Source organism: Geodermatophilus sp. SYSU D00696 (assembly GCF_054050235.1).
This window is the reverse complement of record NZ_JBJGYY010000001.1, coordinates 117,393-132,914: the sequence shown is the minus strand read 5'-3', so window position 1 is coordinate 132,914 and position 15,522 is coordinate 117,393. Positions and strand designations below refer to the sequence as shown.

14 protein-coding genes are annotated in these 15,522 nt (G+C 78.3%); 9 read left to right on the top strand and 5 right to left on the bottom strand.

Annotation, left to right across the window (positions count from 1 at the left end; all coding sequences use genetic code 11):
- The first annotated feature begins 10 nt into the window (after positions 1 to 10).
- The gene (locus ACI79O_RS00595) at positions 11 to 583 is read left to right on the top strand and encodes a class I SAM-dependent methyltransferase (protein WP_456885865.1); all 573 of its coding nucleotides are present in this window, start codon (positions 11 to 13) and stop codon (positions 581 to 583) included.
- A 47-nt stretch (positions 584 to 630) separates the two neighbouring features.
- Positions 631 to 1,149 (top strand): pyridoxamine 5'-phosphate oxidase family protein, encoded by a 519-nt coding sequence (locus tag ACI79O_RS00590; RefSeq protein WP_456885863.1) that lies wholly within the window; start codon positions 631 to 633, stop codon positions 1,147 to 1,149.
- A gap of 11 nt (positions 1,150 to 1,160) precedes the next feature.
- Here ACI79O_RS00590 and ACI79O_RS00585 read toward each other — a convergent pair whose 3' ends face one another.
- Complete coding sequence (locus ACI79O_RS00585; RefSeq protein ID WP_456885862.1) at positions 1,161 to 2,150, bottom strand: LLM class flavin-dependent oxidoreductase; 990 nt, start codon at positions 2,148 to 2,150, stop codon at positions 1,161 to 1,163.
- A 123-nt stretch (positions 2,151 to 2,273) separates the two neighbouring features.
- Between ACI79O_RS00585 and ACI79O_RS00580 the strand changes: the two genes are divergently transcribed.
- A complete protein-coding gene (locus tag ACI79O_RS00580; protein WP_456885859.1) occupies positions 2,274 to 2,981 on the top strand; it encodes a hemerythrin domain-containing protein in 708 nt (235 codons plus the stop codon).
- Here the strand turns inward: ACI79O_RS00580 and ACI79O_RS00575 are convergent.
- The 3 genes from ACI79O_RS00575 to ACI79O_RS00565 all read right to left on the bottom strand — a co-directional run bounded on the left by ACI79O_RS00575 (position 2,978) and on the right by ACI79O_RS00565 (position 8,043).
- A complete protein-coding gene (locus tag ACI79O_RS00575; protein ID WP_456885857.1) occupies positions 2,978 to 6,352 on the bottom strand; it encodes a BTAD domain-containing putative transcriptional regulator in 3,375 nt (1,124 codons plus the stop codon). The genes ACI79O_RS00580 and ACI79O_RS00575 overlap by 4 nt on opposite strands.
- Positions 6,353 to 6,460: 108 nt before the next feature.
- The gene (gene mftD / locus ACI79O_RS00570; protein ID WP_456885856.1) at positions 6,461 to 7,750 is read right to left on the bottom strand and encodes a pre-mycofactocin synthase MftD; all 1,290 of its coding nucleotides are present in this window, start codon (positions 7,748 to 7,750) and stop codon (positions 6,461 to 6,463) included.
- A 149-nt stretch (positions 7,751 to 7,899) separates the two neighbouring features.
- Positions 7,900 to 8,043: a hypothetical protein gene (locus tag ACI79O_RS00565; RefSeq protein ID WP_456885854.1), complete on the bottom strand. Its 144-nt coding sequence runs from the start codon at positions 8,041 to 8,043 to the stop codon at positions 7,900 to 7,902.
- A 293-nt stretch (positions 8,044 to 8,336) separates the two neighbouring features.
- On the opposite strand from ACI79O_RS00565, the gene ACI79O_RS00560 reads away from it, so the two are divergent.
- Genes ACI79O_RS00560 through ACI79O_RS00550 form a run of 3 tightly spaced genes read left to right on the top strand, consistent with a single transcriptional unit; the run spans position 8,337 to position 10,914 of the window.
- Complete coding sequence (locus ACI79O_RS00560) at positions 8,337 to 9,023, top strand: dienelactone hydrolase family protein (protein ID WP_456885852.1); 687 nt, start codon at positions 8,337 to 8,339, stop codon at positions 9,021 to 9,023.
- Positions 9,020 to 10,120 (top strand): CaiB/BaiF CoA transferase family protein, encoded by a 1,101-nt coding sequence (locus tag ACI79O_RS00555; protein ID WP_456885850.1) that lies wholly within the window; start codon positions 9,020 to 9,022, stop codon positions 10,118 to 10,120. Before ACI79O_RS00560 ends, ACI79O_RS00555 begins: the two co-directional genes overlap by 4 nt.
- A gap of 29 nt (positions 10,121 to 10,149) precedes the next feature.
- Positions 10,150 to 10,914 (top strand): crotonase/enoyl-CoA hydratase family protein, encoded by a 765-nt coding sequence (locus tag ACI79O_RS00550; protein ID WP_456885849.1) that lies wholly within the window; start codon positions 10,150 to 10,152, stop codon positions 10,912 to 10,914.
- Here ACI79O_RS00550 and ACI79O_RS00545 read toward each other — a convergent pair.
- Positions 10,911 to 12,011 (bottom strand): LacI family DNA-binding transcriptional regulator, encoded by a 1,101-nt coding sequence (locus tag ACI79O_RS00545; RefSeq protein WP_456913089.1) that lies wholly within the window; start codon positions 12,009 to 12,011, stop codon positions 10,911 to 10,913. The genes ACI79O_RS00550 and ACI79O_RS00545 overlap by 4 nt on opposite strands.
- A gap of 60 nt (positions 12,012 to 12,071) precedes the next feature.
- Here ACI79O_RS00545 and ACI79O_RS00540 point away from each other — a divergent pair, with 60 nt between their 5' ends.
- Genes ACI79O_RS00540 through ACI79O_RS00530 form a run of 3 tightly spaced genes read left to right on the top strand, consistent with a single transcriptional unit; the run spans position 12,072 to position 15,489 of the window.
- Entirely contained in the window at positions 12,072 to 13,442 is a 1,371-nt protein-coding gene (locus ACI79O_RS00540) for an MFS transporter (protein ID WP_456913088.1), read from the top strand.
- A gap of 35 nt (positions 13,443 to 13,477) precedes the next feature.
- Positions 13,478 to 14,620: a thiolase family protein gene (locus ACI79O_RS00535; protein ID WP_456885843.1), complete on the top strand. Its 1,143-nt coding sequence runs from the start codon at positions 13,478 to 13,480 to the stop codon at positions 14,618 to 14,620.
- Positions 14,621 to 14,679: 59 nt separating this feature from the next.
- The gene (locus ACI79O_RS00530) at positions 14,680 to 15,489 is read left to right on the top strand and encodes an acyl-CoA thioesterase (RefSeq protein WP_456885841.1); all 810 of its coding nucleotides are present in this window, start codon (positions 14,680 to 14,682) and stop codon (positions 15,487 to 15,489) included.
- Positions 15,490 to 15,522 lie beyond the last annotated feature (33 nt).

Here is a 15,522-nt window from a genome sequence, read left to right as displayed (position 1 = left end):
GGGAGTGACGGTGACCCACGCCCTCGGTGACGGACTGCGCCTGCTGCGCGCGTTCGCGAGCAACCCGCGCCAGATCGGCGCCGTGCTGCCCACGTCCCGGACCGCGGTCCGGGCCATGCTCGACCTCGCCGACGTCCCGGCGGCCCGGCTGGTGGTCGAACTCGGGGCCGGTACCGGGGTGGCCACCCGCGAGATCCTCGCCCGGCTCGGCCCGGACGCCCGGCTGGTCGCCGTCGAGATCGACCCGCGGCTGGCCCGCCTGCTCACCGAGCGCTCGGTCGACCCGCGGCTGCAGGTCGTCTGCGGCTCGGCGGAGGACCTCGGCGCCCACCTCGACGGGGAGCGCGCCGACGTGGTCGTCTCGATGCTGCCGTTCACCTCGCTGGAGGCCGGGTTGCGCCACCGGCTGCTCGACGAGCTCCCGCTGGCGCTGCGCCCCGGCGGGACGGCGCTGGTGATCCAGTACTCGCCGCTGGTCCTCGGTCAGCTGCGCCGCCGGTTCGCCGAGGTGCGCACCCGCGTCACGCCGTGGAACGTGCCGCCGGCGTTCCTGTTCGCCTGCACCGGCACCCCGGAGGGCTGACCCGGCGCGGGCGATGAGTCGCCGCGCCGGGACCGGTCACAACCGACATGACGACCGGCGAGATCGACCCCCGCTACGGCGACGCGTCGGCCACGGCGCCGCCGTGGGCCGACGTCGAACGGCTGCTCGCGGACGCCCAGCTCTACTGGGTGGTCACCGTCCGGGCCGACGGGCGCCCGCACGCGGTGCCGCTGGTGGGCGTCTGGCAGGACGGCTTCGCGTTCTGCACCGGCGCCGGGGAGCAGAAGAAGCGCAACCTCGACGGCAACCCGCACGTGGCGGTGACCACCGGCAGCACCGGCGCGCACGGCTGGGACAGCGGTCTCGACGTCGTGGTCGAGGGCACCGCGACGCGCGTGACCGACCCGCAGGAGCTGCAGGCGCTCGCGGGCGCCTGGTACGCCAAGTACGGCGACGACTGGCACTTCGAGGTGCACGGCGAGGAGTTCGTCGAGGTCAGCGACTCCGGCGGCGCAACCGAGGGCGGTGCGCTGGTCTACCGGGTCACGCCGGCCAAGGTCCTGCTCTTCGGCGGACCGCACGGCCAGACCCGGTACCTCCCCTGAGGGAGGACGTCTCAGGCGGCGACGGCGTCCATCGCCTCGGCGACCAGGGTCACCGAGCGCAGCCGGCCCTCGGCGGTGGGGACCTGGTGGGCGACGATCAGCTCGTCGGCGTCGGCCTGCCGCGCGAACGCGGTCAGCTGCTCGCGGACCTCCGCCGGGGTGCCGGCCGCGGTGTGGGTGAGCATGGTGTCCACCTGCCGGCCCGCGCCCGACTCCAGCAGCAGGTCGGCGGCGGCGTCGTCGAGGTCGCGGCCCTGGCCGAACAGGCCGACGGCCAGCCGGCGGCGGGTGGCGGCGAGCGCGGCCCGCGCGGCCTCGGTGCTGTCGGCGGCGATCGCGTTGACCCCGGCGATGACGTACGGCGCGTCGAGCTGCTCGGACGGGCGGAAGTCGCGCCGGTAGGCGGCCACCGCGGGCTCGAGCAGCTGCGGGGCGAAGTGCGAGGCGAACGCGTAGGGCAGGCCGAGCGCGGCGGCCAGGCCGGCGCCGAACATCGACGAGCCGAGCACGTACAGCGGCACGTCGGTCCCGCGACCGGGGACGGCCTCCACGCCGGGCACCCGCGACCGGCCGGTCAGGTAGCCCTGCAGCTCCAGCACGTCCTGCGGGAAGCGGTCGGCGGCCGCGGGGTCGCGGCGCAGCGCCCAGGCGGTGTTCTGGTCCGAGCCCGGCGCGCGGCCCAGGCCGAGGTCGATCCGGCCCGGGTGGATCGAGGCCAGCGTGCCGAACTGCTCGGCGATGGTCAGCGGTGAGTGGTTGGGCAGCATGACGCCGCCCGCGCCCAGCCGGATGGTGCGCGTGTGGGCGGCCACGTGGGCGACGAGCACGCTGGTGGCCGACGAGGCGATGGCCGGCATGTTGTGGTGCTCGGCGTACCAGACCCGGCGGTAGCCGGCCTCCTCCGCCCGCTGCGCGAGGGCCACGCTGGCGGCGATGCTCTCCCCGACGGTCTCCCCGCGGGCGACGGGGGCGAGGTCGAGCACGGACAGCGGGATGCGCATGGGGGAGCTCCTGGGACGACGGCGATCGTTGCCCGGTGCAACTCCCGGGGGTGCCCGGCTCTTCCGGCGCCGGCGGTAGTCGGTCGCAAGTCACCGGCAACCGGGCCGCGGGACGGTCGTCCGGTGACCGCGACCGCGCCGCTGCCGTTCCCCGTCACCCCCCGCCGGCCCGGCGAGCCCGAGGCCGACGTCTCCCGGCTGGCGCTGGCGCACCGCGCGCTGCGGGCCGGCTGCCGGCTGCTGGCCGACGCCGCCGCCGGGGCCACCGAGCAGACCGGGGGCGACGGCTGGCCGCCGGAGCGGCGGCGGGCGCTGGTCGCCTTCGGGCGGGGCGTGCTGCGCGAGGTGCGGGCGCACACCGAGCGGGAGGACGCCGTGCTGTGGCCGGTGGTCGCGGCCTGCGCCGGCACGCACGCCGCCGACCTGGAGCCGCTGACCGAGGACCACACCGCCCTGCGGGCGCTGCTCGGGCGGGCGGCGACCGTGCTGCCGGCGCTCGCCGCCGCGGGCCCGGACGCCGGCCACGCGGCGGCCGTCCTCCGCGAGCTGGCCGATGCGCTCGACGAGCACGTCGCCGAGGAGGAGCGCGAGGTGTTCCCGGCGGTGCGCCGGTGCGTGTCGGCCCGCGACCTGGCCCGCTACGAGGCGCTCTGCGCACGCGGCGCCGGCCTCCGGCAGGCGGCGTTCACGCTGCCCTGGCTCGCCGACGCCTGCGGCACGCCCGGCGAGCGCGCCGGGCTGCTCGCCGCGACCCCGCTGCCGCTGCGGCTGCTGCTGCGGCTTGCCGGGCCCGGCTGGCGGCGCCGCCGCGACCTGGTCGCAGGCTCCTAGCCCGGCACCCCCGGCGCGGCGTGGGCGGCCGCGATCCAGCCCGGGTGCCCGGTCCGCTCGGCGACGGCGACGGCGACCTCGCGGTGGGCCGCGGCGGCCTCGGTGTCACCCCGCGCGGCGGCCAGCCGGGCGAGCAGGGTCGCCGTCGGGCCGAAGGCCAGCTGGGCGGTGTGCGTCCCGCACACGGTGTCCCGGTAGGGGAGCAGCTCGGCCTCGGCCTCGGCCATCCGGTCGGCGTCGCCCAGGGCCAGCCCGACGACGCCGCGGCAGTACTGGAGGAACGGCGTGAACAGGTCCCGCGTGACCCGGTGGCGCGACGGGCCCAGCGTCCGCGCCTCCTCCACCCGCCCGGCCAGGACCAGCGCCAGGGCCTGGAACTCGGTCGCGAGCTCCGGCGAGATCGGCGCCAGGGTGGCCAGCTCCTCGGGGGCGACCGGCCGGGCCGCGGGGTCGGCGAGCTGCAGGGACAGCTGCGTGGTCAGCCGGAGGGCCCGCGCCACCTGGGGGTAGTAGCCGGCGTCGAGCAGGGCCTGCTCGGCCACGCGGTACGCCGCCTCGGCCTCGGCCACCCGCCCGGCGACGGCGGCGCGCAGGCCGGCGTAGCAGCGGGCGATGCCGTGCAGCAGCGGCAGCCCGTAGGCGGCGGACAGCCGCTCGGCCTCCCCGGCGTGCCGGTCGGCGGCCTCGAGGTCGAGCACCGCGCAGGTGTCCTGCAGCAGCACCAGCCGCGCCACCGCCTCGAACAGGCCGAAGCCCTCGCGCTGCGCCAGGGCGAGCAGCTCGCTGCCCAGCGCGGTGGCCTCGCTGCGGTCGGACCCGCGGACGGCGTGGAACTGCCGGACGGTCAGGGCGTGGGCCAGCGCCAGCCGGTCCCCGCCGAGGCGGGCCTCGGCCAGCGCCTGGGCCGACACCTCGACGGCCCGCTCCTCGTGCCGCTCCTCGAGCTCGACGGCGAGCATCGCCAGCAGCCGGGCCCGCTGCGGGTCCCCGGCCGGCAGCCCGGCGACGGCGCGCTCGGTGCGCGCGACGAACCGGTCGTCGACGGGGTCGACCCAGGCGTTCCAGAAGGTCGGCACGTCCGAGGACAGCAGGACCGACGCGGTCAGCGCGGCCGGCGCGTCCTCGGGCAGCACCGCCAGCGCCCGGGTGCGCAGGGCGCGGGCCTCGCCGACGGCGCCGGCCATCGCGTCGGCGTGCGCCTGCGCGGCCAGCAGCCGGGCGAGCCCCGCCGCGTCGCCCGGCCGGGCCGTCGCGGTGGCCTCGGCCGCCCGGCCCCACATGACCGCGGCGTCGGCGTGGGCGAAACGCCGCTCGGCGAGCTCGGCGGCGGCCTGCGCCCAGCGCGCCGCCGCCGCGGCCGAGCCCGGCCCGGCCGCGGCGGTGTGGTGGGCGAGCGCCGTGACGTCGTCGGGCCGCAGCCGCTCCAGGACGGCGGCCACCCGCCCGTGCAGCCGGGTGCGGCGCAGCGAGGACAGGTCCTCGTAGAGCGTGTCGCGGACCAGCGCGTGCACGAACCGCAGCCGGCCCGGGCCGGGCTCCACGAGCAGGCCGCTGACCAGCGCGGTCTCCAGCGCCTCGACCAGCGCGTCCTCGTCGTCGTCCGCGCCGCCGGCGGGGGCGGCCGCGGCCAGCAGCACCTCGGCGTCGACGTCGCGCCCGACGACCGCGGCCAGCCGCAGCAGGGTGCCGGTGCGGGCGGGCAGCGAGGCCAGCCGGTGCCGCACCACGTCGCGTACGGTGCCGGGGACGGCGTCGACGTCGGCGCCGGCGTCGACCAGCCGCAGCAGCTCGCGCACGTAGAAGGGGTTGCCGTCGGCGCGGGCGGCGATCGCGGCACGGGTGCGGCCGTCGACCGGCGTGAGCGCCCAGTCCTCGACCAGCGCGTCGACGGCGCGACGCTCGAGGCCGCGCAACCGCAGGCCGAGGGGGGAGCGGCGGGCGAGGGCGGCCAGGACGTCGGCCAGCCCGGAGCTCTCCTCGGGCCGGTGCCCGGCGACCACCAGCACCGGGCACCCGGCCAGGGCCGGCAGCAGGTCCAGCAGGAGCGCGGTGCTCTCGCGGTCGGCGCGGTGCAGGTCGTCGACGGTGACCAGCAGCGGGGTCGCCGCGGCGACGGCGGCCAGCCAGCCGGCCACCGCGCGGTGCAGCCGGAACCGGTTGCCGGTCGGGTCACCGCCGGTCTCGGCGGGCACGTCGTCGGTCAGCAGCGGGGTCAGCGGCGCGGGGTCCTCCGGCGGGGCGGTGGCGGCCAGCGCGCGCAGCGCCGCGGCCCACGGCCAGGCGGGCGGGGCGCCGTCGGTCTCGGGGCAGGACACCGCGAGCGTGGTCCAGCCGCGGCCGGCGTACTCGGCGCGCAGGTGCTCGAGCACCGTGGTCTTGCCGCTGCCGGCCTCCCCGGCGAGCACGGCGACCTCGAGCCGGCCCTCCGCGGCGCGGCCGGCGGCCGCCTCGAGCGCGGCGAGCTCGGCGTCCCGGCCGACCGGCCGCGGCGCCGGCGGCACGGGCGCCGCGGCCGCGGCGGCCGCCGGCGGGCGAGCCGGGGCGACGGCGGCGGGCCGGCCGACGGCGGGCGCGGGCGGGCGGGCCGGGAGCAGGGAGGGCGCCTGGGCCAGCACGGCCTCCTCGAGCGCCCGGAGCTCCGGACCGGGGTCGACGCCGAGCTCGTCGGCGAGCCGGGTGCGGACCTCGCGCAGCGCGGCCAGGGCCTCGCCCTGCCGGCCCGCGCGGTAGAGGCCGAGGGCCAGCAGCCGCCAGCCCTCCTCCCGCAGCGGGTGCTCGGCCACGTGCGCGCGCAGCAGCGGCAGGGGGTCGCGTCCGCCGGGGGCGTCGAGGGCCACCGCGGCGCGCCGCTCGACCGCGGTCAGCCGCAGCTCGTCGAGGCGGGCGGCCTCCGGGGCGGCCCACGGCTCGTCGGCGTACTCGGCGTAGGCCGGGCCGCGCCAGAGGTCGATGGCGGCGGTGTAGCGCTCCCGGGCCGCGGCCGGGTCGGTCGCGGCCAGCCGGTCGCCCTCGTCGAGCAGCCGCAGCGCCTGGAGCACGTCGACGGCGTCCTCGGCCGGCCGCAGCGCGTACCCCGGGGGGACGGTGACCAGCAGCGCGGCCGGCGTCCGGGGTGCGCGGCCGGGCTCGAGGATGCGGCGCAGGTGGCTGACGTGGGCCTGCAGCGAACCCATCGCGTCGGCGGGGGAGGAGGCCCGCCACAGGTCGGCGACCAACACGTCGGCGGGGACCATCCGGCCGCCGGCGACCAGCAGCCGGGCGACCACCGACCGCTGCCGGCGACCACCGAGGTCGAGGGGCACGCCGTCCCGGACGGCGCCGACCTCGCCCAACACCCGGAACCCGACCGTTCCGGCACTCCCCGTGCCCATGACGGCGCGAGCATAGGTCGGCCGGCGCCCGCGATCAGCCTCCTGTGGCCGACACCACCCCGATCTGGGCACCGGGCGCCCCAGGCGCCCCGCCCGGCATGGCCGTCGCTACGAGGCGGTGCGGGGCCGCCGCGCGCGCTTGGGCGCCGACGCCACCGGCGCCGCCTCGACCGGCGCCGCCTCGACCGGGGCCGCCTCGACCGGGGCATCGGGTCCGGCCACGCCGAGGCGCCGCTCGAAGCCGGGCGGGACGACGACGTCCTCGCGGGTCAGCTCGGCCGTGGACTCCCGGGCCAGGCCGGTCAGCGCGGAGCCCAGCCCGTCGCGCAGCAGGTCGAGCACGTTCTCCACCCCGGCCTGGCCGTTGGCCGCCAGCCCCCACAGGTAGGCGCGGCCGATCATGACCGCCTTCGCGCCCAGGGCCAGGGACTTGGCGACGTCGGAGCCGCGCCGGATGCCGCCGTCGAGCAGCACCTCCACCTGGTCGCCGACGGCCTCGGCGATCGCCGGCAGCGCGCGGATCGAGGCGGGGGTGCCGTCGAGGTTGTTGCCGCCGTGGTTGGACACCGAGATGGCGGTGACGCCGGCGTCCACGGCGCGCTTCGCGTCGTCGACGCGCATGACGCCCTTGAGCATGAAGGGCCGGTCGGCGCCCCACAGCTCGCGCAGCCAGGCGACGTCCTCCCAGGTCGGCATGGGCGACTGCATCCAGGCGCCGTAGGCACCGAAGAAGGTCGGCGGGGTCTCGGCGGGGTCGCCGACCATGTTGGGCACGGACAGGTCGGGCAACTTCCTCGTGCGGGCGAACTGCAGCAGCCAGCGCGGCCGGAGCACGACCTGCGGGGCGTAGCGGCGGACCGCCTCGAGGTCGATCCTCTCCGGGATGAACGGGGAGCCCCAGTCGCGGCCGTAGGCGAACGACCAGTCCAGCGTGGCGATCAGCCCGGCGGCACCGGCCCGCCGGGCCCGCTCCACCTTGGCGGCCATGGCGTCGCGGTCGCCCACCCAGTACAGCTGGAAGAAGGTCTTCGGGTTGGCCGCGATGACCTCCTCCATCGGCTTGCTGGCCATCGACGACAGGCCCATCGCCACGTTCCGGGCGGCCGCGGCCCGGGCGACGGCGACCTCGCCGTCGGGGTGCACCGCCTGCACGCCGGTGGGGCTGATCAGCACCGGCATGGACACGTCCTGGCCCATCACGGTGGTGGCCATCCCGCGCGTGTTCGACAGGCCCGCGGTGTGCGGCGCGAAGCCCAGCTCGTCGAACGCCCGCAGGTTGTCGTCGACGGTCAGGCCCTTCTCCGACCCCGCGACCAGCGCGCCATAGACGCCCTTGGGCAGCCGCCGCTCCGCCCGCCGCTGCGCCTCGGCCACCGTCTCGAACCACGCGCCCGCCATGTCGTCTCCCGCTGTCGTCGGACCGGGGGTCCGGTGCTGGCACCGGGTGCCACCGTAACGGCGGGGTGTTGCCCGGACCACACGTGTCCGGGAACGGGGCCGGCCCCGGAGCCGAGGGGCTCCGGGGCCGGGAGGAGGGCCGGGACGGCTCAGCGGCGGGCGGCCAGCGCGGCGATCTCGTGCGCCGACTCCTGGGTGGGCGCGGTGGCGAGGGCGCGCTGCAACTCGCGCTCGTCGCGGCGGCGGGCGCGGGTGGCCCGGGCGGAGGTGAGGGCGGAGCGCAGGCGGGTCATGGTGGTTCCTCTCGAGCGACGGTCGGCGGCGACGGTCGCTCCCGGCCGTCACCGGCGGGCCCACCACGTGCGGTGTCGGTCACAGGACAACGGCTCCGACCTGCTGGGTCTGCAATTCCAACTGTCCGCCTCCGGAGTCCCGGGTGCCACCTCCGCGGCCGTGATCCGCACTGCACCCGGCCCGGTGAGACGGGCGCCACACCAGCGGGCTAGCGTCGGGCGCGCCGCACCGCTCCACACCGCCGTCCGAGACCCCGGAGGCCGTCCTGCCCAGCACCGTCGTCCCCGGTGGCGTGAGCACGCCGCAGCTGTCCGCCCACCTCGCCGTCCCGCCGGTGGGGGAGGGGCCCTGGCCCGGCGTGGTCGTCGTGCACGAGGCCTTCGGGCTGACCGAGGACGTCCGCGACCACGCCGACCGGCTCGCGGCGGCGGGCTACCTCGCCGTCGCGCCCGACCTGTTCAGCGCGGGCGGGATCCGGCGCTGCCTGCGCTCGACCTTCCGGTCGCTGTCCCGCGGCGAGGGCCCGGCGTTCGGCGACCTCGAGGCCGCCCGCCGCTTCCTCGCCGACCGCGACGACTGCACCGGCCGGATCGGCGTCCTCGGGTTCTGCCTGGGCGGCGGGTTCGCGCTCGTCGCCGCCACCCGGGGGTTCGACGTCGCCGCGCCCAACTACGGCTTCCTGCCCCGGGACGCCGAGCGGGTGCTGGCGGGGGCGTGCCCGGTCGTGGCGAGCTACGGCGGCCGCGACCCGGCGCTGCGCGGTGCCGCCGACCGGCTGGACCGGGTGCTCACCGACCTCGACGTCGAGCACGACGTGCGGGAGTACCCCGGCGCCGGGCACTCCTTCCTCAACCGGCACCCCGGCCCGGTCACGGCGCTGGAGCGGGTGCTCGGCGGCGGCTACCACCGGCCCTCGGCCGAGGACGCCTGGGCGCGCATCCTCCGCTTCCTCGACCGGCACCTGCGGGCCGCGGCGTGACCGGGCCGCTCGCCGGGCTGCGGGTGGTCGAGCTCGGCGGCATCGGCCCCGGCCCGCACGCGGCGATGGTGCTGGCCGACCTCGGCGCCGACGTCGTCCGGGTGGAGCGGCCCGCCGGCGCGCTGCGGGTGGGTGGCACCGGGCGCGACGTCGTGCTGCGCGGCCGGCGCCCGGTCGCCGCCGACGTCAAGACCGCCGGGGGCCGCGAGCTCGTGCTCGACCTCGTCGCACGCGCCGACGTGCTGCTCGACGTGTTCCGGCCCGGTGTCGCCGAGCGGCTGGGTCTGGGGCCCGACGTCTGCCTGGAGCGGGCGCCCGGGCTGGTCTACGCGCGGATGACCGGCTGGGGCCAGGACGGGCCGTGGGCCGACCGCGCCGGCCACGACGTCAACTACCTCTCGGTCACCGGGACGCTGGCGGCGCTCGGCCACCCTGGGGAGCGGCCGCGGGCGCCGATGAACCTGGTCGCCGACTACGCCGGCGGCTCGATGCTGGTGCTCGTCGGGATCCTCGCCGCGCTGCACGAGCGGTCGCGGTCCGGGCGCGGGCAGGTCGTCGACGCCGCGATGGTCGACGGCGTCGCGCTGGTCTCGCAGCTGATGTGGTCGATGCGGGGGATGGGCGTCTGGTCGGACCGGCCCGGCACCAACCTGCTCGACGGCGGCGCGCCGTTCTACGACGTCTACCCCTGCGCCGACGGCCGGCACGTCGCCGTGGGGGCGCTGGAGCCGCAGTTCTACGCCGAGCTGCTCGCCGGCCTCGGGCTCGCCGACGCCGGCCTGCCCCCGCAGTCGGACCCGGCCGGCTGGCCGCGGCTGCGGGAGGCGTTCACCGCGGCGTTCGCCGCCCACTCGCGTGAGCACTGGGAGCGGGTGTTCGAGGGCACCGACGCCTGCGTCACGCCGGTGCTGGAGCCGCGCGAGGCGCCGGCGCACCCGCACCTGGCCGCGCGCGGCACGTTCGCCGAGGTCGACGGGGTGGTGCAGGCGGCGCCGGCGCCGCGGTTCTCCCGGACCCCGGCCGGCCCCGCCGCGTCCGTCCCGCCGGGCCCGGCCGACGCCGCCGCCGTGCTCGAGGAGTGGTCCCGCCCCCGCTGACCGGGGCGCCGAGAAGAGGAGGTCGACGGGTGCCCGATCCCGTGCTGGTGGAGCGCCGCGGCGCCGTGCAGGTCATCACGATCAACCGGCCGGAGGCGAAGAACGCCCTCGACGCCGCCGTGGCGCGGGGGGTGGCCGCCGCCGTCGACGAGCTCGACGCCGACGGCGACCTGCGGGCCGGAGTGCTCACCGGCGCCGGGGGCACCTTCTCGGCCGGCATGGACCTCAAGGCGTTCCTGCGCGGCGAGCGCCCGGCGATCGAGGGCCGCGGGCTGTGCGGCATCACGCAGACCCCGCCGCGCAAGCCGCTGGTCGCCGCCGTCGAGGGGTGGGCCCTGGCCGGCGGGTTCGAGCTGGTGCTCGCCTGCGACCTGGTCGTCGCCGCGCGGACGGCGCGCTTCGGCGTCCCCGAGGTCAGCCGCTCGCTGGTGGCCGCGGCCGGCGCCGCGCTGTTCCTGCCGCGGCGGATCCCGCGGGCCGTGGCGATGGAGATGCTGCTGACCGGGCAGCCGGTCGACGCCGAGCGGGCCGCCGCGGTCGGGCTGGTCAACCGGGTGGTCGACGAGGGCGGCGCGCTCGAGGCGGCCGTCGAGCTGGCCGGCGTCGTCGCCGCCAACGGCCCGCTGGCCGTCGCGGCCACCAAGGAGATCGCCACCGGCACCGCCGACTGGACCGCCGAGGAGGGCTGGACCCGGCAGCAGCAGCTCATCGAGCCGGTGTTCGCCTCCGAGGACGCCCGCGAGGGCGCCACCGCATTCGCCGAGCGCCGCCCGCCGGTCTGGCGCGGCCGTTAGTCCCGCGGCGCCGGGCCGGTCGAGGTCCGCACCACCAGCTCGGTCGGCAGCACCCGCGGCGGCGGCGCCGGCCGGCCGGCGATGCGCTCGAGCAGGCCCCGCGCCGCGGTGCTGCCCTTCTCCCGGGTCGGCTGGCGCACCGTCGTGAGACCCAGCGCGGCCGCGGTGGCCGCGTCGTCGAAGCCGGTGACCGACAGGTCGTCGGGCACGCGCAGGCCGCGGCGGGCGGCGACCGCGAGCGCACCCTCGGCGAGCCGGTCGCTCAGGCAGACCAGGGCCGTGGGGCGGGGATCGGTGTCCAGCACGGCCGCCGCGCCGGCCGCGCCGACCGCGGGCGTGCTGTCCTCGCCGTGGGACACCGGGACGGCCGACCAGTCCAGCCCGGCGCGCTCGACGGCGTCGCGGTAGCCGGCGAGCCGGTCGCGGGTGACGGCGTAGGTGGCCGCGGCCTGCAGCTCCAGGTCGGCGAGCCCGCGCCGGATCGGCTCCTGGTGCATCCCGAACGACACGACGGCCAGCCGCCGGTGCCCGAGGTCCAGCAGGTGTTCGGCGACTGCCGCCGCGGCCGAGCGGTCGTCGACGCCCACCCACGGGGTCCCGGGCGCGCCGAGCGCGGCCAGCCGCTCCGGGCGGGGCTGGTCGACGACGGCGAGCGGCAGCCCGCGGGCGACGGCGGCGGCCAGCAGCGGGTCGTCGTCGCCGAGCGAGCAGACGACCAGCCCGTCGACGACGGCGTCGTTGACCGCGGCCAGCCGGCGGTGCATGTCGGTCGACCCGGGCACCAGCAGCAGCCCGGCGCCGGCGGGCTCGGCCACCGTGGAGGCGCCGGCCAGGAGCGCCACGGCCACCGGGTCGTCGAAGGCGTAGGACAGCCCGTTGTCGTAGGCGACGCCGATCGCGCCGACCCGGCCGCGGCGCAGCCCGGCGGCGAGCGGGTTGGGGCCGGGGTAGCCCAGCCGCCGGGCGGTGGCCAGGACCTGCTCGCGCAGGCCCGCGGAGAGCTGGTCGGGGCGGGAGAACGCGTTGGACACCGTCTTGGCCGAGACGCCGAGCTCGGCGGCGACGTCCCGCAGTGTCTTCGGCCGGTCGTCGGGCACGGACCCATCCTGCGTGCTTCATCGATGAAGAAGCGGGGTGCCCGCCGATCCGTGACCCCGGTGAGCAGCGCCGCTGCCGTCCGGACCGCACGCGGCGCGGTGCCGGTGCTGTGCGCGGTCCAGTTCGTCGACGTCCTCGGCACCACGCTGGTGGTCGCGGCGCTCCCGGCGATGCTGGCCGACCTGGGCGCGCCGGCGTCGGCGGCGGCCCCGGTGGTGACCGTCTACGCGGTCCTCTTCGGCGCGCTGCTGGTGCTCGGCGCACGGCTGGGCGACCGGTACGGGCACGCGCGCGTCCTGCAGGCCGGGCTGGTGGCCTTCGGCGCCGCGTCGCTGGCGGCGGCCACCGCGCCGTCGGTGGGCGTGCTGGTGGCTGCCCGCGGCGCCCTGGGTGCGGCGGCCGCGCTGTCGGTGCCGACCGCGCTGCGCCTGCTCACCGCCGCGTCCGCGGACGAGGCCGGACGCCGCCGCGCGCTGGCCGCCTGGGGCGCGGCCGGCGCCGCGGCGGGGGCCACCGGCCTGGTCCTCGGCGGCGTGCTCACCGACCTGGCCGGCTGGCGGGTGCTGTTCTGGCTCACCGTGCCGCTGTCGGCCGTGCTGCTCGCCGCGGTGCGCCGCACGGCGCCGCCGGTCCCGCGCCGGGCCGAGGGCGCGCTCGACCTGGCCGGCGCGGCGCTGCTCGCCGCCGCGGTGGCCGCCGTCGTCAGCGGCGCCTCGACGCTGGAGGACGGCGGGCACCGTCTCCTCGGGGTCCTGCTGGTCGCGGCCGGCCTGGCCGGTGCCGCGGCGCTCCCGGCGGTGGAGCGCCGCGCCGCCGACCCACTGCTGCCGGCGGCCGCCGTGCGGGACCCCGGGCTGCGCGCCGGCGTGCTCGCCTCGGCGGCCAACACCGCCGGCACCAGCTCCGCGGTCACCCTCGCCACCCTGCACCTGCAGGAGGCCGAGGGCCTCGGCGCCGCGGCCGCGGGCCTCGCGCTGGTGCCCTTCAGCCTGTGCGTGGTGGGCGGCGCCGCCCTCGCCGCGCGCGTCCTGCGCCGGGTGCCGGCGCGCACCGCCGCGGCGGCGGGCCTGGCCGTCATCGCCGCCGGTGACCTCGCGCTGCTCGCCTCGGCCGCCGGGGTGTGGGTGGTCCCGGCCGCCGTCGCCGTCTCGGGCCTGGGCATCGGCGTGTCCTCGGTGGCGGCGACGGCGCTGGGCACCGCCGTCGCGCCCGGGCTGCAGGGGACCGCCGCCGGCGTGCTGAACACCGCGGCACAGCTGGGCACCGCGCTGGGGGTGGCGGTCGTGCTGCTCGTCGCCGGCGTCACCGGGGGGACGGCCCTGCCGCTGGCCGGCGCGCCGCTGGGGTGGCTGATGGCGGCCGCGCTCGCCGCCGCCGCGGCGGCGGCGCTCCTGCGACGTCGGGGCCGGGTCCCCGGCGGCGCGGGTTAGTGTGCCGGTGACCACACCTGTCGAGGGGAGCGACCATGCGTGACGCGGTGATCGTGGAGGCGGTGCGCACGCCGGTGGGCAAGCGCAACGGCGGGCTGTCGGGGGTGCACCCGGTCGACCTGTCGGCGCACGTGCTCACCTCGCTGGCCGAGCGGGCCGGCGTCGACCCGGCGCAGATCGAGGACGTCATCTGGGGCTGCGTCTCCCAGGTCGGCGAGCAGACCTTCGACATCGCCCGCACGGCGGCGCTCGCGGCCGGCTGGCCCGAGACGGTGACCGGCGTGACCGTCGACCGGCAGTGCGGGTCCTCGCAGCAGTCGGTGCACTTCGCCGCCGCCGGGCTGGTGGCCGGGCACTACGACGTCGTCGTCGCCGGCGGCGTGGAGTCGATGTCGCGGGTGCCGATGGGCAGCGCGCGGCAGGACGCGAACCCGTTCGGCACCCGGTTCCTCGAGCGCTACGCCGGCGCGAAGATCAACCAGGGGCTGGGCGCCGAGACGATCGCGCAGCGGTGGGGACTCTCCCGGCAGCAGTGCGACGAGTTCTCCGTCGCCTCGCACGAGAAGGCCGCCGCCGCCCGCGCCGAGGGCCGCTTCGACGCCCAGATCGCGCCGGTGACCACGCCCGACGGCGCCGTCGTCAGCCAGGACGAGGGCATCCGCGAGTCGACGGTGGAGAAGCTCGGCACCCTCAAGACCGCGTTCCGCGAGGACGGCGTCATCACCGCCGGGAACTCCTCGCAGATCTCCGACGGCGCCGCGGCCCTGCTCATGACGACGTCGGAGAAGGCCGCCGAGCTCGGCCTGCGCCCGGTCGCGCGGGTGCACACCGCGGTGCTCGCCGGCGCCGACCCGGTGGTCATGCTGACCGCGCCGATCCCGGCGACGCAGAAGGCGCTGGCCAAGTCGGGGCTGTCGGTCGACGAGATCGGCGCGTTCGAGGTCAACGAGGCCTTCGCGCCGGTGCCGCTGGCCTGGCTGGCCGACATCGGCGCCGACGCCAAGGCGCTCAACCCCAACGGCGGCGCCATCGCCCTGGGGCACCCGCTGGGCGGGTCGGGTGCGCGGATCATGACCACGCTGGTGCACCACATGCGCGACAACGGCATCCGCTACGGCCTGCAGACGATGTGCGAGGGCGGCGGCCAGGCCAACGCGACCATCCTCGAGCTGCTGTGACACCCGGCGCCGGGGCCGCCCCGCGAGGCGGCCCCGGCGCCCGGTTACGGTCGGCGGCCGTGAGCGCGACCGCCACGGAGCCCACGCTGCTCGACGTCCTGCGGCTCGAGGAGATCGACCGCGACCTCTACCGCAGCACGCTGCTGTTCACCGACCCGCTGCCGCTCTACGGCGGCCAGGTCGCCGCACAGGCGCTGCTGGCGGCCGGCCGCACCGTGGCGCCCGAGCGGCTGCCGCACTCCCTGCACGGCTACTTCCTCCGCAGCGGCGACGCCGCCCGCCCGACCGTCTTCCGGGTCGACCGCGACCGTGACGGTGGCTCGTTCTCCGCCCGCCGGGTGGTCGCCGTGCAGGGCGGTGAGGTGGTGCTGTCGATGTCGGCGTCCTTCCAGGCGCCGACCGCCGGCCCCGACCTCCAGGTGGCGGCGGCGCCGGCGGCCGAGCCACCGCAGGACAGCGAGCCGTTCACCCTGCCGCGGCTGTTCACGATGGAGAGCCGGCGTCCCGCCCAGCCGCACCCCGGCGCGTCGATGCCCACCCGGTTCTGGGCCCGGGCCACCGTGCCGCTGCCGGGCGACCCGCTGCTGCAGGCCTGCGCGCTGACCTACCTCTCCGACATCGGCACCGGCCTGTCGGCGCTGCCGGAGGACGAGGCGGCGCCGGGGCCGACGCTCGACCACGCCGTCTGGTTCCACCGCCCGGCCCGGCTCGACGACTGGGTGCTGGTCGACCTCGTCCCGCACACCGTCTCCGGCGGGCGCGGCTGGTACACCGGCTCGGTCACCACCGGCGACGGCGTCCTGGCCGCCAGCCTCGCGCAGGAGACGCTGTTCCGGCCCGGGCGCAACCCCTTCCGCCCCGGCCGCTGAGCCGCCTCCGGAGCCCGGCGGTGTCATCGGCGG

What these genes read in the sequence shown, in the direction of transcription:
- mftD (WP_456885856.1), bottom strand. Translation starts at nt 7,750, where the DNA reads ATGGCGGGCGCGTGGTTCGAGACGGTGGCCGAGGCGCAGCGGCGGGCG.
- ACI79O_RS00590 (WP_456885863.1), top strand. Translation starts at nt 631, where the DNA reads ATGACGACCGGCGAGATCGACCCCCGCTACGGCGACGCGTCGGCCACG.
- ACI79O_RS00565 (WP_456885854.1), bottom strand. Translation starts at nt 8,043, where the DNA reads ATGACCCGCCTGCGCTCCGCCCTCACCTCCGCCCGGGCCACCCGCGCC.
- ACI79O_RS00575 (WP_456885857.1), bottom strand. Translation starts at nt 6,352, where the DNA reads ATGGGCACGGGGAGTGCCGGAACGGTCGGGTTCCGGGTGTTGGGCGAG.
- ACI79O_RS00535 (WP_456885843.1), top strand. Translation starts at nt 13,478, where the DNA reads ATGCGTGACGCGGTGATCGTGGAGGCGGTGCGCACGCCGGTGGGCAAG.
- ACI79O_RS00585 (WP_456885862.1), bottom strand. Translation starts at nt 2,150, where the DNA reads ATGCGCATCCCGCTGTCCGTGCTCGACCTCGCCCCCGTCGCCCGCGGG.